Genomic DNA, 25,176 nt, shown 5'->3' with positions numbered 1-25,176 from the left:
CCAACAGCTCATCAGTGCGTTGACATTGTCAACGCGCAATCATACGCTCTGTCATGTCATCGGCTAGGGGGTGGGCGGTGTGAAGTATCAATCCGACGGAGACTGTGGGGCGCCAAGTGGTGCGTCCGGGTGGGGTCCGGGCCGCGCGGCGGGGGAGGCACAGGGTGCTCGGTCGGGTCGCGGACCCGGAATGAAGGCTGCTCTGACGGAATTGCTGGATCGCCTGCGTCATGCGGCGGTCGACGGCGTCGTGCCGGAATCCGTGTTCCTGGAGCAAGCCGGCGCGCTGGGTCTCGGTGATGCCGAGCGGGAACGGCTTCGCGAGGAACTGGCAGGGCTGGGGCTGCCCGTCCTGGGGGCGGTAGTGCATGCAGACGGTGACGGTCCGAATGCGGAAAAGGTTGCACGAACTCGTGAAGAAAATGTGTCCGCCCCCGCACTTCCTGTCGGCGACGCCGTTCGGGCTCTGCTGAGCCGGTACGCCGACCCCGACGGCTACGTGACTGCTCGCGCACTGGATGGCGTCGTCCGTCTGGCCGGACTCGGCGCGCGAGAGGCAGCGGCTCTGCGGGCCGGGGCGCGTGTGCGCAGCGATGCCGTTGCCACGGCTGCTGCGGCGCTGACGAGCGCGGAGACCGCGATCACACTCACCGACGTCGAGGAACTCGCAACGCTGGATGGTGAGGAGAACGAGCCCTTCCCGCTGCCGGACACGGAGACCGCACAGGGTATCGGGGATCTCACGGCCGCTGTTGCCGCCGCACAGGCCGTCCTGGAGAACGACCGCTTTTCCAGGCGGCCGGAGACACGTCTGCTGAGTGCCGAAGCGGAAGTGGGACTCGCCGTGCTGGTACGGGGCGGACCGGACCGCATGACGGAGGAACCCGACGACGACACGCTGAGCGGCCTGCCGCCCGACGACCTTCGGATCCGAGCCCGGGACTGTCTCGTCCTGCACAACCAACGACTCGTGCACAAGATGGTGCCCCGGTATCTGGAACAAGGGCTGGACTACGAGGACCTGTTCCAGCACGGCGTGCTGGGGCTGATGAGGGCGGCGCGGAAATTCGACCCGGCCAGGGGCTTCAAGTTCTCGACGTATGCGACCTGGTGGATCCGCCAGTCGATCAGCCGGGCCATCGCGGACGAGGGCGCCGTCATTCGCATCCCGGTCCACATGCACGAACAGATGCGCAAGGTGGCGCTGGCGGAGCGCACCCTCGCGGTACAGGGGCGGCCCGCCGGAGTCGCCGATGTGGCAGTGCACTGCGACATGACCTTGCAGAAGGTCGAGGAGATCCGGAAACTGAGCCGGCGCACCGACTCCCTCGACCGCGTCATCGGGGACGGGGCCACACTGGGCGACTTCATCGGACGGACGAATCCACTGCCACCGGTGGAGAAGGCCGTGCTCGACACCATGTTGCTGGAGCAGATCATGAGCGTGGTCGACACGCTCCCCGAACGCGAGGCCCATATCCTCATCCGGCGTCTGGGACTGGACGGAGCTGAGCCGTCGACCCTGGACGAGTTGGGCAAGCAGATCGGACGGACCCGCGAGCGCGTGCGGCAGATCGAGTCGAAAGCCAAGAGCAAGTTCCAGCACCTGCTGGTGACAGTGGGACTCACCGCCGCGTACCGGGACGACGGGGGCCTTCCAGAGGAAGACGACAGGGCTGCGGGCCCGGCCGGCGTGCGGCGAACCGGCAGCGGGGCGGCAGCCCGGAAGGAGAGCGCCGGGGCACAGCGGGTGCCCGGCATTTCGGCCGACTCCGCAGCGAAGCAGGGTCTGCCCCAAGGAACAGAGCAGTCCGCCGAAGCGGGGGAGTCGCTGGACGGGGCATGCGCCAGAGAGCGAACGGCTGCCGACCCGGAAGCGGGCGAGACGTCGACTGACTCTGCCACAGACGAGCCGGCGGAGGCCCAGACCGCACGTGCGGTCGAGCTCGGTGAGCAGACGGACCGCCGGTCCGGGGGGCATTGCGATGATCCTCTAACGGTGGCGGAGCCAGAGCTTGGACCAGCGGCCGTCGCGCATGATGCCGAATCGGATAATGGTCTGGTGCCAAGCCCACGCACGGAGCCGGTACCGGCGTCTGCGCCGGTGTGTCCACGTTCGGCGCAGATTGCCACCGAGGCGAGCGGACCGTCAGTCCCCGGGCCGGTGGTTCCCGAATCCACGCGGTACCCAGCGGACTGGCAGAAGGCGCTGCGGATGCCGCCTGAGTTCGGCGGCGGAGTGGCATGGCTCGCCGAGTACGCCCTGCTGGCAGTGGGACATTCGCAGCTCATCGTGCTGCTCGGTCCCTCCTCGGCCGACGCCGTCGCGCGCGCCGCGCGCGACAGGGGAATGCTCGACCGGCCGGTGATAGCGGCCCTGGAGGTACTGCGGCGCGTGTTCGACGCCGTGAAGGAGGCTGAGCTACAGCCGGAGGACTTCCTGGAGAGGCCGGCCGAGGCACTGGTCGGCATGGCTCCCCGCGCTTATCTGGCAGCCAAGCCCTTGGTGCTGGCCGAGTCGCGCCTCGCACTGCGTGACTCCTTGCGGGAGTTCGGTGCCGAGGTCCCGCTGCGTGCCGGTCCCGGGGGAGCACCCGAGGGCGGTTCGCCGGGCCGCTTCGTGGCAGGGCCCCGTTCGGAGCGGGGGCCGGCGCCCGAGGACGGCGCGCAGGTGCGTGTGGCCGGAGAGCCGCACGACAGGTCGGCCTTGCCCGACCGCTCTCCGGCTGACCCGTACGAGCTCTGGGCGGATTCGCCGGACGAGGTCCGGGATGCGGCAGCTCGCGGAGATGAGCCGCTTGAAGTCGGCCAGGGGGACGCAGAGGCCGACGCCGTGGCAGGCCGCGAGCGGCCCCAGGAAGGCACCGCCGGGACGCAGACACGGCCGCTCAGAGCGAGCGACCCGTCGGACGAGCACGGCAAGGCTGAGGCACCGGCAGCCCAGGAGGTGCTCATGTCTCTGCTCAATGCCAGGCGCGAATCCAGGTCCGCCAGCAGACCGGGGGACATACCCCAGGCGAAATCCGCGCACCCCGGCACCGGGCGGGGAGAGGCGGAAGCAGAGGCCGAACGGCGCCTCGACGACGTACGCCGGGCGCACGAAGCCGAGCTGACAGGCGAACGGGACGAAGCCCGAGGTCGCCTCGCGGCGGAGCGGCAGGCCGCGGACGCCCGGCGCATCGCAGCCCTCGCGGACACCGAGCAGCAGCTCGATGCCTTGGAGGAGACGCTCCTGCGCCGAGCGGACAGGGCCATGCTCCGCAAGGAGCAGCATCTGCGCGCACAGGCGGACGACCGGATCGCGCGCCTCAAAGACGGGCATCGCGAGGCGCAGCAGACCCTGATCGAGCGGGCGGAACACGCCGAGGAGAGAGAACGCGCGGCCCGGACAGCACTGGCCGCGTCCGGCGAGCGCGGTGCCCGGGCGGAGCAGCGCGCCTATGAAGCCGAGCAGCTCGCCCATGCGGCCGAACGGCGTGCGCACGAGGCGGAACACAAGGCGACAACGGCCGAAGAGCGGGCAGCGGTACTGCACCTGCGGGCGAACGAAGCCCAACGGAGGGCGGAGGGAACCAGCCAGCTGCTGCGGCGCTACCGCGAGGAAGGAGAAGCCCGCATCGCCGGCCTCGAGCAGCGGCTGCGGCAGGCAGAGGCCCAGCTCGCCGAACGCGACAGGGCTCTCCATGCTGCCCAGCAGCAGGCATCTGCTCAGGTCGCGGCGGCCGAACAGCGTGCCGCAGCGCGCATCGCCCAGACCGAGCACGACGCCTGGGCCCGCATCACCGAAGTGCAGCAACAACTCGTCGCCGAGCGCGAAGCCGCCGCGGATCGCCCCACCCTTCGGGATCGCTGGCGCCGGTCCTGACCCGGACCCATCCCCCCCCGCGTCCCGTGCCCGACTCACTCGTACCCGCTTCAGGAGCACCACGTTGGATCCCAGACAGCAACTCGTCTCCTCCTTGCACCGCCGGCTCGTCGGTCCCGCTTTCGGGGCACACGAGCTGCTCGAAGCGCCGCCCGACCGCGAATACCTCATGGGCACCCTGTATCCACAGGAAGCAGACCTGCAAAGACAGTTGGACCTCGCAGCAGAGCAGCTCGACGGCGCCGGCACAGAGAGCGGCGCCGAGGACACGGCGCCCGCGGCGGACCCCGTGCCCGAGTCCAACTCCTGGCTGCCCTCTTCACTCGGCCTCAGCTTCTACACCGACGCAACGACCATCGACGTCCGCTGCGCCGGAGCCCGCTACAAGACCCTCGCCGCCACCGGTGAGCGGGGCCGCCGCTGGGAACGCGTCCCCCTACCCGAAGAGACGCACGCACTCGGACCCGACCGGGACCACGTCCCCGTGCTCGACGGACGCGCCGAGATCCGCATCCGCAGGCGCGCCTTCGGCTCCGGACAGCTCGTCACCGTAGCCCTGGTGAACACCGCCCACCACGAACCGAACCTGGGCAAGGCGACGCAGTGGGATCGGATGCTCTTCCAGATCGAACTGGAAGCGCGGCCCGCGGACGGCGATGTTCTGCCCTACCCGAGCGTGCGGCTGGCCAGCCGTGACCCGGAGGAACAGGAACTGCGCCTGCAGTACCGGCACGTCCGCACACACGCCGTCGGCCACGGATGTGCCGTTGAGGAACGGTATGCCGAACCCGACGAGCGCGGCGAGCGGGCGGTCGTGGCTCTGAAGGCCGCCGTCATGCCGGAGGCCGAGGTCAGCGGGGTACGGGCCGCCGGCTTCACCGGATCGCCGGTACTGAACGTGCTCCACCTCGCCGACCCTGCCGTGCCTCTTGCTCAATTGCACGAAGAACTGGCGGAGTTCGCCGCCGACTATCGGGCCTGGTACGTGGGACAGCTGAACACCGAGGTCCCCGCATGGGGCCGGGAGGCCGCCGACCGGGTCTTGGCCCGCGTCAACGCCGCCGTCACCCGGATCGAGTCCGGCGTGCGCACCCTCTGCGACCCGGCGCGGACCGAACTTCAGCGCGCGTTCCGCACCGCGAACCGGGCGATGGCCCTCCAGATGCGGCACTCCGCCCGAGACCAGGCAGGTGAACGCCGGGCCCGCCGTGACACGGTGCTCCTCGACCCGGAGCCCAGCCAGGACGCGGTATGGCGGCCCTTCCAGCTCGCCTTCTTCCTGCTCGCCCTCGACGGCGTGGCAGACCCCCGGCACCGCGACCGGACGACAGCCGACCTGATCTGGTTCCCGACCGGCGGCGGCAAGACGGAGGCCTATCTCCTGCTGGCCGCGTTCGCGATGGTGCTCCGCCGGGGCGAGGAGGACGGTGGGGGCACCGCGGTGCTGAGCCGCTACACCCTGAGCCTGCTCACCACCCAGCAGTTCCAACGCGCGGCCACCACCGTCTGCGCTCTGGAGACGCTGCGCCGCGCCGACCCGGCCCGCTACGGGGACGAGCCCTTCTCCATCGGCCTGTGGGTCGGCGAGGCCACCTCCCCGAACTCGTATGAGAAGGCACGCGCGGTCTTCGACGACGTGCGCGGTGCCGCCCGGCCCGACGACGTCTTCATCCTCGACCGCTGCCCGTGGTGCGGCACACGCATCATGCCCGCCCACAAGTCACCCGACATCGGGGACTACGGAGTACGCGCCACCGCCGACTCCTTCACCTTCTACTGCCCGCGCGAGGAGTGCGCCTTCCACGACGAGCTGCCCGTCGCCGTCGTCGACGAGCAGCTGTACGACCGGCCGCCCACCTTCGTCCTGGGCACCGTGGACAAGTTCGCCCGGCTCGCATGGGAGCCGCGCTCGGGACGGCTGTTCGGCGCGGGCAGCGGGAACCGGCCGCCGTCCCTCGTCATCCAGGACGAACTGCACTTGCTCACCGGCCCGCTGGGCACCACCGTCGGCCTCTACGAGGCGGCGGTACTCGGGCTGTGTACGGACCGTGACGGCATCGGACCCAAGGTCGTGGCCTCGACGGCGACGATCCGCCGCTCCGGCGAGCAGATCCGCGCCCTCTACGGCAGCCGCGCACAGCTCTTCCCGCCCGCCGGACTCGACGCCCGGCACTCCTACTTCGCCGAACCCGATACGTCGCGCCCCGGCCGCCGCTACCTCGGCGTCATGGCCCAGGGACACACCGCAGGACGCGCCGCGGTCGCCACCGCCGCCGCGATGCTGCAAGGCGCCCACGAACTCCCCGAGGAACACCGCGACGCCTACTGGACGCTGGTCGCCTACCACCACAGTCTCCGCGAACTCGGCCGTACGGTCACGGCCGCGGCCGACGACATCCCCGCACAGCTCACCGGGCTGGACTCGGGTTCGGGAGTCAGAGCACTGCCCGACCACCAGGTACAGGAACTCACCAGCAACCTGCCGCGCGCCGAACAGCCCGTCCTCCTCGACCGGCTCGAAAAGCCCTGGAGCGATCCGCAGTCGGTGTCGTTCCTGCCCTGCACCAACATGCTGTCCGTGGGCATCGACGTGAAAAGGCTCGCCCTGATGCTCATGCAGGGGCAGCCCAAGACGACGGCCGAGTACATCCAGGCCACGAGCCGGGTCGGCCGGCACACCGTGCCCGGTCTCGTCGTCACTTTCTTCAACGCCACCCGCCCCAGGGACCGTTCGCACTACGAGACCTTCGACGTGTACCACCGCTCCCTCTACCGGCACGTCGAACCGACCAGCGTCACCCCCTGGTCCGTCCACTCACGTCGGCGCGCCCTGCACGCAGCGCTCGTCATCCTCGTACGCCATCGCCTCGGCCTCGCCGCCGAGAACCGGGCCGGGCACATTCTCGACCGGCTGCCTGAAGTGGAAGCCCTTCTCGATGAGCTGGCGGCGCGGGCCGCCGCCGGTGAACCGTATGCCGCCGACGCCGTACGCAAGGAACTCGCGGAACTCCTCGCCGACTGGGAGGACGCCGCCCGCGAGGCCCGCAAGGACGGCCGCGAGCTCTACTACCGCAGCCAGGGCAAGGGACAGTCCAACCTGCTCAAGAGCTTCGAGCAGCGCTACGGCCTGTGGGAGACACCGAACTCCATGCGCAACGTCGACCGGGAATGCCAGGTGATGGTGAAGGGGGCCGACCTGTGAGCCGCACACTCCGCGTACGCCAGTCGCAGACCGTTCTGCCGTTCGGGGTCGGGGCCGTCTTCGACATCCAGGGCGAGTCCTTCGTCGCCACGGGGATCGGCGACTGGTCGCAGAAGGCCAGACAGCGGATCGAGTCGCCGCGGCTCGCCGGCCGACTCGGCGTCACGGGCTTCTACGCCGCACCTCCCACCGCCAACGACCGCTTCGACAGCCCCGACGGTCCCGGAGCTCCCTACATCCGGTTTCCGTCCTGGCTGTTCTGCGGGGCCTGCCGGCGTATGAAGCGATGGCGCATCGCCGACGAGAAGCCGGGACAGCCGCCTCGCTGCCCCTCATGCTCACCCGGCCGGACTCTCGCCCCCATACGGTTCGTCCAGATCTGCGCGGCCGGTCACCTGGGCGACGTCGACTGGTGGTTCTGGGCCCACTCGCGGCGAGAAGCAGGCGAACGGCGGCAGTGCGGCGAACGCGAGAAGCTCCGCTTCCACGTGTCCGAGCGTGCCTCCGGCCTCGAAGCGCTCTCCGTCACGTGCACGGCCAAGGAATGCGGGGCATCCCGCGACCTGCTCGACATCCTCGGCACCCACGGCATGCGCTGTTCGGGACGCAACCCCTGGCAGCGGGCCAACGAGGCCACCGAGTGCGCCATGCCCGTCCAGATCGTGCAGCGCACGGCGGGCAACCTGTACTACCCGGTCGTGCACTCGGCGCTCGACATCCCCGAGTCCGACGCGTCCGCGACGCACGGAGACGAGGAACTCGCCGGACGCGTACGCGAGCACGACCTGTGGGTGTCGCTGTGCCGGGTCGCAGGCACGCCGCGGGCCGACGTCTTCCGCACGATGATCCAGGAGGACACCGGCGCCGACGACCACCTCCTCGATGCCCTTCTCGCCGAGGAGACCGGGCAGTCTCTGCCCCTCGCATCTTCCGATCCGGCAGGCGCCCCCGCCCGCCCCGACCTCAGCCGCGAGGAGTGGGCTGCCTTCACCGCGCCGACCCCGCCCGCCACCCGGGACTTCGCCCTGCGCGAGACCACCCTCGGACTCGGGCAGGAGACCGTCGAACCCTGGGCCGGCCTGCACCGCCGCATCGGCCGGATCGTGCTCGCCGACCGACTGCGCGAGGTACGCGCGCTGTCCGGCTTCAGCCGGGTCTCCCCGGACGCGGCTCTCGTCCCCGCCGACACCGCCCGGCGCCTCAAGTGGCTCCCGGCCGTCGAAGTCTTCGGAGAGGGCATCCTCCTCACCCTCGACAAGGCGGAACTCGCCGCGTGGGAAGGCGGCCCGGAGGTGCGCCGACGCGTCGCGGGCATGCGTGCCGACCTCGACCGCTCCTTTCAGAAAGAACGGCTCCAAGCCCTGACCGGGGAAGAACTCTCTCCGCGCTTCGTCCTTCTGCACACCCTTGCCCACCTGCTGATCCGCCAGCTCTCCTTCGAATCCGGCTACACGACGGCCAGCCTGCGCGAACGGGTCTACGCACGCCCCGAACAGGACCAGTACGGCATCCTCGTCTACACCGCCGCGGGAGACGCCGAGGGCACCCTCGGCGGACTCGTACAGCAGGGCGAACCGCCTCGCCTCGCCGAGACCCTGCTGCGGATGACCGAAGCCGCCGCCTGGTGCTCAGCCGACCCGCTCTGCGCCGAACACACCGGCCAGGGCTTCGGCAACCTCAACCGTGCGGCCTGCCACGCCTGCGCCCTGCTGCCCGAGACGAGCTGCGAGACCGGCAACACCCTCCTCGACCGCGCTCTCGTCGTCGGCGGCGAACAGGTACCCGGTTACCTGGAGTCGATCGTCACGGCTGCCCGGAGCTCCGCGGTGAATGCCCTGGAGGACATGTGACCCTCACCTACCTCGACCTCATACCGGAACAGCGCTCCTGCCTCGACGGCCTTCCCTTTGACGGTAATCACCTGATCAGCGGCCCGCCCGGCAGCGGCAAGAGTCTCCTGGCGGTCCAACGGGCCATCATGCTCGCCCTCACCGGAACCCCGGCGGTCCTGCTGACCCGGTCCAATCTGCTCCGCCAGTCACTGGCCGCGGCCGTACACGCGCTCGGCCCGGCGGACCGCAGCGTGCGCGTGGCGACCGCGCACGCGTGGCTCACGGAGTGGTACGGCGGACAGCCCTCACACGGCGCTGACGGCTGGTTCGACTGGCCCGCCTTCTACGAACGTGCCGTGGAGACCGGGCCGATGCCCGGACTCACCCTGGTCGTCGACGAAGGGCAGGACCTCCCACCGGAGTTCTATCGCCTCTGCCGACTGCTCGGAGCCCGGACGACCGTGTTCGCGGACGAGTGTCAGCGGCTGACCGAAGCCAACTCCACGCTCGGTGAGATCGCCGAGCGGTTGGGCCGTTGCGCATCTCGCACACTGGACGGCAACCATCGCAACACACGCCAGATCGCGTCCTTCGCCGCCCACTTCCATACCGGAACCGGCCTGCCCGTCCTCCCGGAACGGGAAGGGCCGCCCCCGCGCCTGCACCGGCTGCCGCACGGGAGCACGGCGGACCTGCTGGTCCAGCTGGCGCAGAGGCACCCGCAGAGGAGCATCGGCGTGATCGTGAACTCCACCGACACCCAGTTCTCACTGCTCGGCAGTCTGCAGCGCAGAGCACCCCGGCTCAGACCGCAGGTGTACACGTCCCGGGCCCGGGACGCCCGAAGCCGTTACCGCACGCTGGAACTCGACCGCCCGGGGATCGTGCTCGTCCACCGGGCGAGCGCCAAAGGGCTGGGCTTCGACACCGTCGTCATCCCCGACACGCACACGGACGCGGCCGTCGACCCCACCTCGGCCGCCCTGCGCATGACGTACTACGTTCTGGCGACCCGGGCACGACGTGAACTCCACTTGGCGTACGAGGGAGAAATGGAGCCACCCCTGTGTGCGCAGGTGGGGTCCGGGGACCTACTACGCGGATGACGAGGGCTGAAGGCGCAGGCATCGGCATATACGTCTTCGTTGCGGCCAGGTACAGGCGCCGGTGGTAGAGGTGTGCCCGCCCGGTGCGGGGTGGGTGAGGCCGGCAGTTGCGGACATCGCCGGTCACCCAGCCGTGCTGATGGGCGTCGCAGCGGCCTGGTTCGCGCAGAGACGCAGGCAGGCCGTCTTCTCGTCGGAGTGAAGCGCCGTTCCTCACAGTTTTCAAGTTCAAGCGCGTGTCCGCTGTAAAGTGAAGGCCGCCTTTGACCTGCACAAAGCAGGCAGGGAGCAGACAATTGGAGCCACTCCATGTTCCGTACCATGTTCAAGTCCAAGATCTAGTATCTGGGCGTTTGTGCAGGTCAGAGCTGTGATGATCCCGCTCCGGTCAGCAAATGGTCAGCATCGGGTGCGAGGTGTGTCCTGGTTTGCTGACCTGGTAACCGCCGTGGTGGGGGCCTGGGCGCAGATGTCCAGCTCTCGTTCGGAAGGTTCGCTACGTGGCTCGTCCGCTCGCCCGCGCTATGGGCTCGTTTTCGCGGACTGTGGCTGCCAGGCCGACGCGGTGCCCGTAGCCGTACACGATCCGTTTCCGCAACGGTCTGGGGGAGGCAGATCGAGGAGGACGGGGTCGACACGATGGGTGACGCACTTGAACGCCTCACGCAGATGTACGCGGAGAAGTAGTGCACCGCGCCGTCAGTCGCGGAAGCGCGCGGGGAGCTGGGGCCAAAAGACGGAAGCGGAATACGCGAAGCAATGGCTGCCGGCCAGCGCCGGATGACCGCATACTCCACGGGCGAGCACGTCAGCAACTCCATCAACACCCCTATCGTTCGCAAGGCGATTCTGCGGGACGCCTACGACGAGAGGGCGAGGGCGGATGATCCGGCCAAGGGGCGCAGGAGCCGGACTGCGTTCGCCAGAGGGTGGTCATTGCGGCCCCGGCCTATCTGGAGCAGGTCCCTGGATGTTGCGGGTGACGAATGGAGATCGTGATGATGGCGGAGGGGCGGACTGCGTACCGGCGAAGCCCGGGCCGTGGACATCAACGTGGTGGCGGGCGACGTGTACCGGGTGCGTGAACTCCTTTAGAGGTCGTTTTCTCCCGTTGTTTCATCCCGGAATCTGGTGGTTGGTCTGCGGTGTCGGGGCGCGCCAGGAGATGGTGTTCTCGCCGGTGAGGCGGCGGGCCATGAGGTCGGTCATGGCGATGTGGATTATGGCTTCGGAGCGGGTGGGCAAGGTTTCGTAGTCGCGGGCCAGTCTGCGGTGGAGCATGAGCCAGCCGTAGGTCCGCTCGACCACCCACCGCTTGGGGATCGGGCTGAATCCTCTGGTCCCGGGTCTGCGTTGAGTGATTTCCATGTCGATGCCGAGGGCGGCTGCGTGCTCGACGAGGTGCTGGCGGTAGCCGCCGTCGACCCACACTTTGCGGATGCTGGGATGGTCGGCGGCGACCTGGTCCAGGAGCTGGGTGCCGGCGATGGAGTCCTGCACGCTTGCCGCGGTGACCAGCACAGCGAGTAGAAGGCCGATGGTGTCGGTGACGATACTCCGTTTCCGTCCGACGATCTTCTTGCCGGCATCGATGCCCTGACTGGTGGCGAGCACGCTGGTGGAGGTTTTCACGCTCTGCGCGTCGATCACGCAGGCCGACGGTTCGGCCTCCCGGCCTTCCTTCTGCCGTAAGAGCTGGCGGAGCAGGCCGTTGAGCTGGGCGAACACACCCTCGTCCGCCCACTTGGCGAAGTAGCTGTAGACCGTGTTCCAGTGCGGGAAGTCGTGCGGGAGGTAGCGCCATTGGACGCCAGTGCGGTCCACATACAAGATCGCGTCCATGATGTCGCGCAGGTCGTGCTCGGGCGGCCTGCCGAAGTCCAGAGCTCTGCCACGGCGCTCGAAACGCCAGGCCGCCAGGACCGGCCCGACCAACTCCCAGCGGGCATCGGACAGATCACTCGGATACGGGCGTCGCGTCGGCATGCCTCCGGAGTACCGCCGCGGACCGAGTGCGCCCAGGCGCACAGCGATGACGACGGAAGCACGCAGCCTGGGAAGCCGGGCATCCTGGGATGAGACAGGAACGAGCAGTACTCCGCCCCAACAGTCACACCTCAGGACTCATCGACCCCAGCCACACCGGCTGCCCCTCTCGCATCGCATCCTCACCCACCGAGAATCCATCTATAAACAGGTAAGACAGATGAAAACGACCTCTTGGGACCTCATAACCTTGGTCGGTAATGCGCGCTCAATCACGGCGAGGGCCTCAGCCGTGAGACGTGTAAGTACCGAAGCGGGCCTGTTCGGTTCCTGCATGGTCGAGCCACGCATTGCTCGCAGACGGGATCTTACGGTGGGGCAAGTTTACCCTTGTCGTCATCTTCGGCCAGCCACTCATTAGATTCGTGAAAATCAATGAGTTGGCGAATCCACGCTCGTTCTCGAGCTTCCAGAAGAGAGTACTTCTCGTTGAACGAGTGCACTGATTCATCGGAGCGGGCGACGATTAGAAGGATATTTCCACTCCAGCATTCCGGTATCTCCGTGAGGGCGGCTCCAGATTCCGCAACGCCAGCACCCAGGACCTTCAGGGGGAATCGTTCGAGGGCCGATATAGCGGATTGATATGCGCCGAAGTCTTCCTCGACTCTGAACGATCGGACGAGGGCGGCGACGCCCGTGACTCCCTCGTCACCGCTTACGTTGTCAGCCAGTTGGACGTAGCGTTCCCACAGGCGAGCTCCTTCGTCCTGTGTATCCTCTGTGTTCTCTTGGGGAAAGTTGCCGCAAGCAAAGATTTCATCACGCCATGTCGGTGTGAACATCGGAAGCCCTTCTGCTTGATTATGGACTCTGGCTCTGAATCCTCTGCGCCCACTCTCTTACAGCTCGATTAGAGCTTAGGCTCATCCACATCTCGGTGATTGCTGAATCGTATCTATCACCGAAACGTGCACGGATGTCATCCACGTCCATTTGGATTGCACCTCGAAGATCTCCGGCGTCTAGGAGTTCTTTTTGCCTCATGTGCCACGCTTGAGAAGGGGCCCCGAACCCTGTGCTGTAGACAGCCCGATGATCCGCTCTGTCCATGCGAATAGCAGGCCCACTGTGAAGAGATATTCCCGTGGACTGTTTGAGTGGTGCCTTTGCTGGCATGTGATTGACTTCTTTGCCGGCCCCAGAGCCCTTTTTCGTGAGAGCGCCGTACCAACCTCCGTCTGCACCGCTATTGCAGTTGTGAACGAGGACCGGCGTAGCCCCCGCCACCACATAGTACGTGTGGGTGTCGGTGACGGTGAGGTTGTGGACGCTGGTGTTGGGCGCGGTCCAGGCTTGGACGGCCGTGATCTGGACGTATGTGCCGTTTCCGGTTTGGAGCCAGGTGCCGGCTTGGAGTTGGTCGGCGCGGAGCCACTCTCGGAGGTGGGGGACCCAGAAGGGGTGTCCGTCGGTAGCGGTGACGGTCTCTGTGTGGGTTCCTTCGCTGCCGTCGGTGTCGATGGTGATTTGGACGAGGTGCTTTTCGCCCTTGCCGATGATCGCGGCGGAGACGGTCTGGGCTTCGGTCGTGCCGGTTTCGGGGTCGGTGGCGATGACGGTGTCGCCGGGGTTGATGTCCTTGATGGGTTTGGTGGTGCCGTCGGCCATCAGGACGAGGGTGCTGGGGGTGAAGCTGTTTCTGGTGCAGGAGGCGGCTCCGCCGCTGCCGCCGTTGCCTGGGCTTGATCCTCCGCTGTCGTCGGCCTTCTTCGCTGCGGCTGCTTTGGCTTCGTCTGCCTTCTTCGCTGCTTTGGCGGCGTCAGCTTGCTTCTTCCAGTCGGCGTAGTCCTCGGCGTACTTGGCCATGGCCTTGGCGTCGTGCTCGGCGCGACGTAGGACGCCGGTGGCCCATTTGACCTCGTCTCCCCACTTGTTGTAGGCGCTCCAGGCTCTCTTGAGGGCCTTGTAGACGCGTTTGCTCTTGGCGGCCCACGGCACGGCGGCTTCAATAGCGAGTTTGCCGCAGGTCTTGAGGTCCCAGCTCAGGCAGGCCTTGATGTCGTCGTATCCGCTGACGTCCTTGAGGACTTGCTTGGCCACCTTGAGTGCGACATCTATGGGCCGCTGGGTTTTGACCCAGGTGGCTTTCTTGACGTCGGATTCGCTGACGGTCTGGGTCGGGGGCGCGGGCGGCGGGGGTGTGTAACTGTCGCCGCCGCCACCGCCGCCACTTCCGCCACCGCTGGGCTTGGGGCCGGGACCGCACTGGTTCCAGCCGCCGTCACAGTCGGCCAGGCGCAGGCCGCTGGGGTCGGAGAAGGTGACGGGGCTGTTGCCGGCGTAGACGTATGGATGGAGGGCCGCGGAGTCGGCGGTGTCCATGAGGGGGTCGACGGAGATGAACCGTCCCAGCGCGGGGTCGTATTCGCGGGCGCCGAGGTGGGTGAGTCCGGTGGATTCGTCGAGGGTGCCGCCGACGAAGCCCTTTTCGCCCGGCCACAGGGAGGGGGCGGGGCCGCGGGTTTCGCCGTAGGGGGTGAACTTGCGGCGGGTGACGGCTTTGGATGTGGCGTCCACGGCGGTGGTGGCGGTGCCGTTGCGGTCGCTGAGCAGGTAGGAGGTGGTGATCTTGCCTGCTTGGGCGGTGCGGACCATGACGGGTCCGGCTGGGTGCTGGTAGTAGCGGGTGCCCTTCAGCGTCGAGGTGGCCTTGTCGAGGCGGACTTCGGTGCCGGGCAGGTACAGGGTGGTGCCGGTGGGGTCGCGGCGGATGAGCCGGTTCCCGCCGGCGTCGTACACGTACTCGGTTGTCTTGTCGGCCTGGGTGACCGAGGTGAGGTGACCCTCGAGATCCCAGCTGAGGTCCTGGGTGGTGCCCATGACGGCACGCTGGGTGGTGTTCCCGGCGGCGTCGTACCGGTAGGTGTCGGTGCGCTGTCCTTCTGGGCCGGTGGTGTGGACACTGGCGAGACGGCTGGTGGTGGTGCCTCCGGTTTCGTAGGCGTAGGTGCGCTGGACGTCCTTCGTGGTGTCGCCGGCGGGATTGTGCTGGAGCTCGGTCTTTCGGTTTCCGACCGCGTCGAAGGTGTAGGAGGTCCAGTACGGGTCCGGGCCGCCGACCTTGGGACCACTGCTGGGCTGGGTGGCGGTGGGTTTGGCGGCGCAGTCGTCGGTCGCGGTCCAGGCCTCGGTCATGCGTCGCTGGTAGTCGTAGGCGAAGCATTGGGTGTCGGTGGTGGCCGCGACGGGGTTGGGTCCCTGGGCGTCCTTGATTTTGAGGATGTTGCCGGTGGGGTCATACGTGGTGGTGGTGTCGCTGATCCTGGTGGTGCTGGTGGTGCCGGTCTCCTGGTCGTGGACGGTGCGGGTGGGCCGGCGGGTCTGCTCGTCGAACTCGTAGCTGGAGATGAGTTGCTGGCCGGCCGGGCCCACCCGGGTGCGCAGGAGGTCGCCGAGAGGGCTGTACTCGGTGGAGGCGACGAAGGTTTTCCCTCCGACTGCCATGGTGGTGATCTGGTCCAGCCCGTTGTAGCCGGTAGTGACGCGCTCTTGCGGCAGGCCGCCCGCGGCCGGCTGGGTCTGGGCGATCGGCTGGCCGATGGTCTTGCTGTAGTAGTTCGTGTAGACGTACTCGCCGGCGAGTTTGCCTTCCTTGGCCGGGATGGTGATCTTCGTGCCGGTTGGGCGGTACTCGGTGTCGTATCCGGTGATGGTCTGCGTGTAGGCGGCGCCGTCGATGTAGCGGGTGGAGGCGACGGGCTGACCGACTGCACCGGGCAGACTGTCGTAGGTCTGTTCGGTGAGCTTGGGGCCGTCCAGCGTGGTGTCGTGGGTGGCGGTGGTGCGGCCTAGAGCGTCGTAGGCGAAGGCGATGGTCCTCTTGTTGTTGGTGACGGTCAGGGTCCGGTCGCCCTTGTCGAAGACGGTGGTCGTGGTGCCCTTGTCCGGGTCGGTCGTCTCGTAGGGACGGCCGCGCAGGTCGTACTTGTAGCCCCAGGTATTGCCGCCCTGGTCGTTCACCGTGGCCAGGCGGCCCTTGCGGTCATAGCGGTAGTTGATGGCGTCGTAGGCGCCGGTGGGGGAGGTGCCCTTGAACTGCTGCAGTTGGGTCTTGCGGCCCTGTGCGTCGATCAGGGACTTGGTCGGGGTGTCTCCTTGGGGCGGGTCGACGGCGATCCAGTCACCACCGTAGGTGGTGGTGGTGCGCCAGGTCTCTTCGCCGAGGGTGCGGGAGATGGTTGCCACCGGGCGGCCCATGCCGTCGTAGTCGGTGCGCGTGGAGGAGGGGATCTCGTTGTCGTTGGCGTCGAACAGCTCTGGTTCAGCGTCAGAACTGTTGAAGTATGCCCCGTTCTCCTTCCAGACCAGGCCGCGGCTGTTGTAAAAGGTGTCGGTGACGACACGGCCGCCGTCGAGGGCCCTCTGCTGGGTCTGAATCAGGCGCAGCCTGCCGTCGTAGAGGTCGTAGCTGGTGCGGTAGGTGCCGTTCTCGAGCAGCCGCTCGTTGGTGATGACGGTTGGGCGGCCGTCCGAGCGTACGTCGTAGGTGAACTTGGCGTCGGGGATGGTGGTGGCCGGGGCGCGGTCGGGGGACCAGGTCTTGGTGAGGCGCCCGAGTGCGTCGTACTCCATGGAGGTGCGGCGCTTGTTGGTGTCTTCCTCGGCCAGGACCATGCCCCGGCCGGCGTCGAGTTCGACCGTGCTGGTGTGGCCGAGGGTGTTTGTCGTGGTGACCTTTGTGGCGATGGAACCGGAGGCCGGCGCGTAGGCCACGGTGGTCGTCTCGCCGTAGACATCGGTGACCGAGGTGGGGCGGCCATAGGCGTCGACGGTGGTTTCACCGGTCAGGGTGTACTTCGGTGTGGAGCCCTCGTACGAGGACAGAGACTCGGCCTTGGTGACGTTTCCCTTGTCGTCGTAGTGGACGCGGATGTCGGAGATGACGTCGTCGGGCCGTGCGATTCCAGTGGCGTCACACGCCTTGGAGAGGGTCTCGACTCGCGTCTGCAGCGCCGGCATCCAGGTAGCCGAGCCGGTCAGGTACTCGTAACGGGTGCACGTGTCGTCGTCGCTCTTGCCCAGGTCGCCGCGGTCGGTGGTTTCCTTGACCAGGCCGTAGGAGCCATAGGTGTGTTCGGCAGTGGTGCGGCGCTGGCCGCGGTTTCCGGACAATACGGTGCGGGAGGCGGTCTTGGTCGGGGTGCTCACCCATGCCTCGAGGGGTTCGGCGCCCTCGTTGCGTTTGCGGGTGGCCGTGGGACCCTGGCGGCCGGGCGTGTAGAGGGTGGCGGCCTCCAGAGGGCCGCCCTCGCCGTTGTAGTAGAGCGTTTCACGGATCTGGCCGGCGTACTGCTCGAGGTCGTCGGTCGTGCCGCCTTCGGAGTCGGTGATCTGCACGTCTCGTTTGCCGCTGCTGGCGGACGGCAGCCTGTCGCCGTGCATGCCGCGGTAGTAGACGTTTTCCACCAGGGAGCGTTGGTCCGGGGCGATGCCCTGGAGGGTGCGGACCTTCTGGTAGCCGCGCCACTGGTTCCAGGTGCGGGCCTTCTCGCTGAGCATCTCGCTGTCGTCGTCCCACGCCCAGGCGGGCTTGCCGACGTACTCGTAGGCGACTTCTGTGGCCGTGGAAAGATCGTTCTTGTCCTGCTCGCGGACTTTGGCGACGACGTGCTTGTGGAACCAGTCGGTGGAGTAGACGCGCTTCATGCCGGTGGGGTCGGTCGGGTCCGCGGACTCGATCACCACCGGGTAGCAGCGCATGGTGTTGGTCTCGGGGGAGGCCGGCAGCTTCTTCGGGTCGCTTTTTGCGCTGCACTCCGTCGGCAGGTACTCGACGCCGATGACGCCGCCCGTTTCGGTGTGGATCTGTTCGACGCGCCAGCGCAGGTAGGGCGGGTTGCCGTCGGTGTTGTCGTCGACCCGGTTGGGCAGCTGCTTGCCCGTAAAGGTGACCGCGGGCATGGTGATGGGTGTGCTGCCGGTGCCGTTCTTGCCGGTGTGCTGAATCTTGGCGAGCCACAGCGGATAGTCGCCGTCGACACCGCCGTCACCGGTGGGCGGGAAGTTCTGCGTCAGCTTCCAGGTGTCCACAGGCTCGTGCGTGCTGCCTCTGAGGACCTCGGTCGTCACCGCGGTCAGCTGCTTGCGGCTGAAAAAGGTGGGGGAGTAGCGGTCCTTGCAGTCCTTGCCTGCGGCGCACAACTGGTCGGCCGGCACGTCGGGCCAGTTGCGGGCGACCTCCCAGGTGGCGTCCGGGGTCAGCTTGTCCTCGTCGCAGTCGAAGGTATCGGTCTTGACGCAGCGTTCGGCGACGGCGAAGGACACACGGGCGGGTGCGGGGGCGAATAGGTCGGTGTTTCGCAGGCCGTAGTCGATGCGCTCGAGCCAGCCGCCCCGGCCGTAGCCGCGGTTGGTGGACTTGCCGTCCTTTTGGACGTTGGACCCGTAGTGGTTGGTCTCCTTCTTGTACCAGTAGGTCATGGCGTTGCCGCGGGGGTCGACGACGTAGTCGAGGTTCCAGCGCCAGACCTGGTCGCACACCGAGTCTGCGTAGGACGTCTTGTGGCAGTCCTCGCCGGGATGGTTGCCGTAGACGGGCACTTTCCAGGCGGAGTTGGTCTGTGCTTTGCCGGACTTCCATGTGGGGAGCAGGTTCAGGCCGAAGTAGTACTGCAGGCCTTCGGTAGTCGTCACCCGCCAGTACTGCCGGGCCACGCCCTCGAGGGTGTCGGAGATGAGATCGACCTTTGAACCGTCGTCGCTGGCCGGGTGCCACTTCTTTGTCTCGTCGTCCAGGACGAGCTGGGTAGAGGCGCCGTTCAGCGACATCGTGACCATGGGCGGGCCCTGGCACAAGTCACCGGTGGGCTGTTCGGGGTTGTTGTACCCACTCTTCTTCCGGTCGTTCGCGCAGGGTACGAAGGTCCGCTCGACGTAGTTCGATCCCAGGTCCCAGCCGTCACCGACCCAGGAGGCTTGCTGGGATGAGGCGGACGTGCGGCCGTCGACCGCGGCAGAGGAGTACGACAACCCAAGTGCGGGGCCCGGACCGCCCAGGGAAGCTGGCATCTCCATGGGGTAGGACCAGGAGAAGCCGCCCGAGGAGCCGCCCCCCTGCCAGGACCCCGAGGGGGACAGCGACGTGGCCCGGTAGTCGCCCTTGGGACCCTGAGCGCCTGCGGTGGCGGCAAGCACTACCGGAGAACTCGCGCTGGCCCCGGTGGTTGCCGGCAGCTGAACGCTGGCCGTGAGTCTGCCGGCGGCCGCGTCGTTCTCGGTGGCGACGGGAGTGCGGGTCTGGCACTTTGCGGCGGCCGGGTCGGTGAGGACGCATGCGGGCAGTGCGACGAACTTCAGGCGCGAACCCCAGCCGCCGCCGTAGGCGTTGCGGAAACCCTTGTAGTCCAGTTCCACGTCAACCGGAGCTGAACCGGTGGCGGCGTCGGTGCGTTCCACGGTGAGGAGTACCCCGTCGACGCCGACCCGGTTGGCAGACTTGCGGTCCCGCACCGTGACCTTGGCCCGTATCGGGTCCTGGCCCGCGGGTGCGGCGGAGCCGCGTTTGCTGGGCGAGCTTGGTCGGGTGGAGAGCCGGACGGGGAGGTGCCCCGCCTTGGCGCTGTCCTGGTCCGTGGCGTCGTGTTGTGCAAGCGTCCGGCCGGACGCCCTGGGGAGGTCCACAGAGGAGGAGCCCGACGTAGGCCAGTCCACGCTCGGCGACTTCTTCCAGGCACGTTTCTGAGTCTCGTCCGTGTGCTCCTGAATGCGTGGCTGTACCGATTTTCCGGACACATCGGCCAGCTCTTGCTTGTCCGGCAGGGATCCACCAGTTGCCGCTTGCGCCGGCAAGGCGGGCAAACCGGCTACCAAAAGCGCCCCGGTCGCGACCGAAAGGACGATCCGGGCACGGTTGCGCTTGTGCCTTCCGCGCCCCCCGCGGTGCGAACGCATGCCGAACGACTTCAACCCAGCCCCCCTGGACGGTCACGAGTTGACCCGGAAGTTATCACTCGATGATCACAACTGAAAGGGCAAATCTTTACCGAGTCCCGACCCCCTGATGTGGACAGTTGCTTCATAGCGATCAAACCAGGTTGAACGATGCCAATATCGGGTGAACGGTGCGGTGTCGTGGCAGTCAGGACAGGAGTGCCGCCGACGTTCGCAGGCTGCTAAAAATCTGTGCAGCAACCCTCGAGCGGCATCCGCCGGCCTCGCCGGCAGGGGAGCCGGGGAGGAAACGGGGCGCCGCCGGAACAGATGAAGACGGCGATAGAGAAACGGAAGGCAATTCCTTGGCATACACAAAAAGGACTGCTTCTGGTCCTGGGGGGATCCGCAAGAAGGCGATGTCCGCGCTCACCCTCATGACCCTTGCAGCAACCTTCCTCGCCCTTCCTGCAACCACTGCGAGCGCATCACCCAAAGAATCTGACGTGACCCCGTCCGCCCTCACGGAAAACGAAAAACTTCAGAAAGAGATAAGTCAGGCAAAAGAAAGGGCGAAAGAAACGGGGGAACCCGTTGAAGTGCAGTCGGGACGCACCGAGACGGACGACGTCTACGTCAACCCCAACGGGACTCTTCGCGTCGACCAGTCTCTCGTACCCGTCCGAACTTGGCGCAGCGGTTCGCTGGTGCAGATCGACACTACGCTCGCGGTGAAGAACAACCGCATCGAACCCAAAGCCGTCGGTCTTGACCTCTCCCTGTCGAACGGCGGGGACAAGAAGCTTGCAACCCTCGGCAGCGCCGGCAGGACCATCACTTTGACCTGGCCCCACAACCTGCCGACGCCGACACTGGACGACAACACGGCTACCTACCCCGAGGTGTTCCCCGGAGTCGACCTCAAAATCACCACCGGCGGTTCCTCAGTCTCCCACTCACTGATCGTCAAAAGCGCCGAAGCCGCCGAGAACCCCGACCTCAAGAGCATCAGCTTCGGAATTGACAGCAAAGGACTCGACCTTCAGGCGTCACAAAACGGCGAGGTACGCGCCGCCGACGCCGCAGGACAGACCGTGTTCGCCACCCCCACCCCTCGGATGTGGGACTCGGCAGGAGCTGCAACCGAGAACGACACGAAAGCAAACCAGCAGACGCGAGCTGCCGGCCTCAGCACAGCCCCGCACGACCCCGCCGACGGCTCACCAGAAGGCTCACGGCAGGCAGACCTCAAAGTAGCCCTTGACGACACCACCCTCACCCTCACGCCCGACCAGCAACTTCTCACCTCACCCGACACGGTATTCCCCGTAGTCATCGACCCCACCTGGGCCAAACCTGCCTGGAAAAACGCGTGGTCAGTCGCATACAAGCACAGTGCCTGGCCCAGCACCGCCAACACCGTCTACTACAACGGCGGCACCCTGTCCAAGAGCGCCCGCGTTGGCTACGCCAACGACAACCAAAACGGCGGCACAGTCCGAGCCAACACCTACTTCCGAATCGGCACCGGCAACCTGGCAGGCAAACAGATACTCGAATCCACACTGCGCATCAAGCAGACACACGCCGGGTCATGGTCATGCAAGTCAGGACAGCTGCAGATCCGGAGCATCGGAAAGACCCTCCCCACCAACATCACCTGGAACAACCAACCCACCTGGGGAGGCGTCGTCGACTCCTCCGGAGAATCCTTCGGTGGACGCAACTGCCCCGCCGACAGCGCCGGACTCGTCGAATTCGACGTCACGTCGGCAGTCAGCTCGGCCGCCCGTGCCAAATGGGCCAACTGGGCGTTCGTTCTGACCTCGAAGAACACCACCATCGACACGTCCTGGCGGCTCTTCGACCCCGACACCGCCCGCATCTCCACCTACTACAACACACCCCCCACCAAACCCACTGAACGCTCCATCAACCCCTCCGTCCCCTGCACCGGCGGCACCATCGGTCTGACCGACCACATCACCCTGCGTGCACGCATGAAGGACGCCGACGACGCTACCCTCACAACAGAGTTCCTCTACGCACCCCTCAACGCCGACGAGGACGTCGTCCGGACCAAACGCAGCGGAGCGCGCAACACCTACGCCTCCCTGCGCATCGACACCAAGAACCTTCCCACGGGCACCTACTGGTGGGACGTGCGGGTCAGCGACGGCCACGCCAACAGCCCCTGGGCCGGCCGCTGCGAATTCACCATCGACAAAGAACGCCCAGCCAACCTCCCTGGAGTAACGTCCCAGCAGTTCCCCGAGAACACCGACGGATCCCCAGCTCGGACCGAGGGCACCTTCGTCTTCACCGCGAACGGAGTCAAAGACGTCACGCGTTACGCATGGTGGACGGAAGACGACACCACCGAGCGCTACGTCAACGCCGCCACCCCTGGGGGACCTTCCCCGGCAGTCAAGTACACCCCCCTTGCTGCAGGCCCTCAGTACCTCTACGTCCGCAGCCTCGACGCCGCCGGCAACCGCTCCAGCGTGCGCACCTACCTCTTTACCCCGACCCGGTCGGCCACGCGCGACAAAGCCGGTGACCTGAACGGGGACAACAACGTCGACCTGTGGTCGGTCGACCCGGGATCCGGCGCACTGCGCATGCACCCCGGCCTGGGCAACGGCAAGTTCGGCGTCAGCCGCGACGCAGCCTCGGCCTCCTTCGCCGGCACCACCCTCGCCCACCGAGCCAGCTGGAACGAGGACTACTACGAAGACCTCGTCACCCTCCAGAACGGAGCCGAGGACCCAAACCGTAAGGAACTATGGGTCTACACCAACAGCGGCAACGGAGAACTCAACGAGCAGGACAGCGGGCGCTACGAACTGACGGTGCTGGAGGAGAGCGAGAACCGCTGGCACAACGCCGATCAGATCCTCTCCGTCAGCAGCCTCAACGACGACAACGACGACGGTGTCATCACGGACGCTGACTCCCCCGACCTGCTCGTCAAAACCGGAGACCAGTTGTGGCTGTACCTCGGTTCACGAGGCAGCCCCTACCTGGACGAGGTCAGCTTCCAAGCCATCCTTCTCGGCAACACCGACTGGCAAGACATGACGCTCCTGGCGCCCGGCGACCTCAACGGCGACAGCCTCCCCGAACTGTGGGTCCGCAACACCCAGAGCGGCAATATCCACCAGTACACCAGCCGTCTGCTCACCGACGCCGATTCACGTACCAGCGCCGACCTGTCCGTCTACGGCGATACCGCCGTACGCCAGACCTCCATCGGCACCGGCTTCACCGGCGCCCGATACCCGCACCTTGCCACCAACGGTGACTTCGAGAACGACGGGTACGCCGACCTGTGGGCGCGTGACGGAGAAGGGAAGGTCATCGAGTTTCCCGGGCGAGCCCTCACCAACGGCAGCGCTTTCGCTGCGGCACGCGACCTGGTCATGAGCGGCACCCCGTGGGCGGAGTGCGAGTCGTTTCCCACCTCTGCCGGGGCTACGACCACACACCAGTTGTGCGGCCCGGTGCTGGCGAAGTACAAGGCCCTGGGAGGCTCCTCGGTCTTCGGCTATCCCAGTACCGACATCGTCACGGCACCCGACAAGGTCGGCCGATACGCCCACTTCCGGTCCAGCGACTCCACCAGCAACAACCGATCCATCTACTGGAGCCCGGCCACCGGAGCCTGGTCCGTACGCGGTGGTATCTGGGCGAAATGGACTGCCATGGCCCGCGAAGGCGGAAGCCTCGGCTACCCCACCAGCGACGAACGACGCACCAGCGACGGCGTCGGATTCTTCTCGACCTTCAGCAAGGACGGACGAGCCGGAGCCATCTACTGGATCTCCGAGTACGGAGGACACTCGATACAAGGAGGCATCTACGCCCGATACCGCGATATGGGTGCCACAACGGTCATGGGCTACCCGACCACAGACGAGCTGACGCTCCCGATCCGCTCGGGCAGGTATCAGCACTTCCGTCGACGGGGCGAAGCTGCCGACACCGGCTCCGTCTACTGGACCAGCGCCACCGGAGCGTGGCCGGTGACCAACGCGATCCGGACCAAGTGGCTGGCCCTGAACGGAGCCGAAGGGTGGCTCGGACTTCCCCGCTCCACTGAGGAAGAAGTCACTGGCGGTGTGAGCACGACCTTCGAGAACGGCTACATCCGCTGGAACCGCCACAGCCGCACCGCCCTCGAGCACAAGCCCGAGGACCGTACAGCCCACCTACGCACCGACCTGATGGGCGACGTCGACGGGGACGGGCGCTCCGACCTGATCACCGCCTACGACTACCAAGCAGGCACCACATCACTGCACACCTTCACCGCAGACGAACAGGGCCGCTTCGCTCCGCCGACACAGGCATGGGCCAGCGGAAAGGGAAACTTCCACTACGAACACGCCCGCTTCGCCACAGGCGACTTCAACGGTGACGGCCGTGACGACGTGGCCGCACTCTACGGATACTCTGACGGAACGACCATCGCGATGACCTTCATCAGTGAAGGCGATGGCACCTTCAAGCACTGGGTCAAGAGCGCCGAACTCCCCTCTGGCTGGGACTGGAACCGAACCAAACTCGTTGCCGGCGATTTCAACGGCGACAAACGGTCCGACCTCGCCATCGTCTACGACTACAGCGACGGCGTCACCGGCACCCACACACTCCTCGCAAAAGAAGACGGTACCTTCAACACCCCAATAGCCAGCTGGAAGTCCGGTACGGGCAACTGGTACTCCTCCAACGTCACCTACTCCGCAGGCGACGCCAACGGCGACGGCCGAGACGACATCATCGCCTACTACGCCTACAGCAGCGGAGAAGTGGCACTGTTCACTCTCCCCGCCACCGCAAGCGGCGGCTTCACCACCCCAGTCAAGTCCTGGAACGCCGCGGCCGGCACATGGGACAAGGCAGACATCAAATTCACCACCGGTGACTACAACGGCGACGGCCGCCACGACGCAGCCTTCATCTACGACTACGGCGACGGCGTAACCGGCGCCCACACCTTCACGGCCAACACCGACGGAGGCTTCACCCCGCCCGTAGCCAGCTGGAAGTCGGGCACCGGAAACTGGTACTCCACCAGCACCGGAGCCGTCGTCTCCGGCGACACCAACAACGACGGCCACGCCGACATCGCCACCATGTACAACTACGCCATTGGCGCCAGCCGCGCCTACACACTGCTCAGCCAACCGGATGGCACCTTCCCCGGACCGCGTGGGTCCTGGTACGCCGACCCAGGCACCTGGTAACCGG

Annotated in this window: 8 protein-coding genes; 5 read left to right on the top strand and 3 right to left on the bottom strand. The window is 66.8% G+C overall.

Annotation, left to right across the window (positions count from 1 at the left end):
• Positions 1–190: 190 nt before the first annotated feature.
• From ACFW01_RS22965 to ACFW01_RS22950, 4 genes are all read left to right on the top strand, one after another.
• Positions 191–3,865, top strand: coding sequence for a sigma-70 family RNA polymerase sigma factor (locus ACFW01_RS22965; RefSeq protein ID WP_384506119.1), 3,675 nt, complete (start codon positions 191–193; stop codon positions 3,863–3,865).
• Positions 3,866–3,929: 64 nt separating this feature from the next.
• The gene (locus tag ACFW01_RS22960; RefSeq protein ID WP_384506116.1) at positions 3,930–7,067 is read left to right on the top strand and encodes a helicase-related protein; all 3,138 of its coding nucleotides are present in this window, start codon (positions 3,930–3,932) and stop codon (positions 7,065–7,067) included.
• On the top strand, positions 7,064–8,917 hold the full coding sequence (drmB, locus tag ACFW01_RS22955) for a DrmB family protein (RefSeq protein ID WP_384506113.1): 1,854 nt from the start codon (positions 7,064–7,066) through the stop codon (positions 8,915–8,917). Before ACFW01_RS22960 ends, drmB begins: the two co-directional genes overlap by 4 nt.
• Positions 8,914–10,005 carry a DNA helicase gene (locus ACFW01_RS22950; RefSeq protein ID WP_234955499.1) on the top strand — a complete coding sequence of 364 codons (1,092 nt, stop codon included), beginning with the start codon at positions 8,914–8,916 and terminating at the stop codon, positions 10,003–10,005. The genes drmB and ACFW01_RS22950 overlap by 4 nt, the downstream gene beginning before the upstream one ends.
• A 1,116-nt stretch (positions 10,006–11,121) precedes the next feature.
• On the opposite strand, the gene ACFW01_RS22945 is transcribed toward ACFW01_RS22950, so the two are convergent.
• The 3 genes from ACFW01_RS22945 to ACFW01_RS22935 form a co-directional block, all read right to left on the bottom strand.
• Positions 11,122–11,991: an IS5 family transposase gene (locus ACFW01_RS22945; RefSeq protein WP_384506110.1), complete on the bottom strand. Its 870-nt coding sequence runs from the start codon at positions 11,989–11,991 to the stop codon at positions 11,122–11,124.
• Positions 11,992–12,359: 368 nt separating this feature from the next.
• The gene (locus tag ACFW01_RS22940; protein ID WP_234955501.1) at positions 12,360–12,836 is read right to left on the bottom strand and encodes a hypothetical protein; all 477 of its coding nucleotides are present in this window, start codon (positions 12,834–12,836) and stop codon (positions 12,360–12,362) included.
• Between the two features lie 19 nt (positions 12,837–12,855).
• Entirely contained in the window at positions 12,856–19,704 is a 6,849-nt protein-coding gene (locus tag ACFW01_RS22935) for an RHS repeat-associated core domain-containing protein (protein WP_234955503.1), read from the bottom strand.
• A gap of 638 nt (positions 19,705–20,342) precedes the next feature.
• Here ACFW01_RS22935 and ACFW01_RS22930 point away from each other — a divergent pair.
• Positions 20,343–25,172 (top strand): FG-GAP-like repeat-containing protein, encoded by a 4,830-nt coding sequence (locus ACFW01_RS22930; protein ID WP_384506107.1) that lies wholly within the window; start codon positions 20,343–20,345, stop codon positions 25,170–25,172.
• Positions 25,173–25,176 lie beyond the last annotated feature (4 nt).

It is taken from the genome of Streptomyces sp. NPDC058985, assembly GCF_042740985.1.
Taxonomy (GTDB): Bacteria; Actinomycetota; Actinomycetes; order Streptomycetales; family Streptomycetaceae; genus Streptomyces.
This window is presented reverse-complemented; position numbering and strand designations above follow the sequence as displayed.

Excerpts from the sequence above, each read along its gene's own strand:
- ACFW01_RS22965 (WP_384506119.1), top strand. The coding sequence starts at position 191 with ATGAAGGCTGCTCTGACGGAATTGCTGGATCGCCTGCGTCATGCGGCG.
- ACFW01_RS22945 (WP_384506110.1), bottom strand. The coding sequence starts at position 11,991 with ATGCCGACGCGACGCCCGTATCCGAGTGATCTGTCCGATGCCCGCTGG.
- ACFW01_RS22940 (WP_234955501.1), bottom strand. The coding sequence starts at position 12,836 with ATGTTCACACCGACATGGCGTGATGAAATCTTTGCTTGCGGCAACTTT.
- ACFW01_RS22930 (WP_384506107.1), top strand. The coding sequence starts at position 20,343 with ATGTCCGCGCTCACCCTCATGACCCTTGCAGCAACCTTCCTCGCCCTT.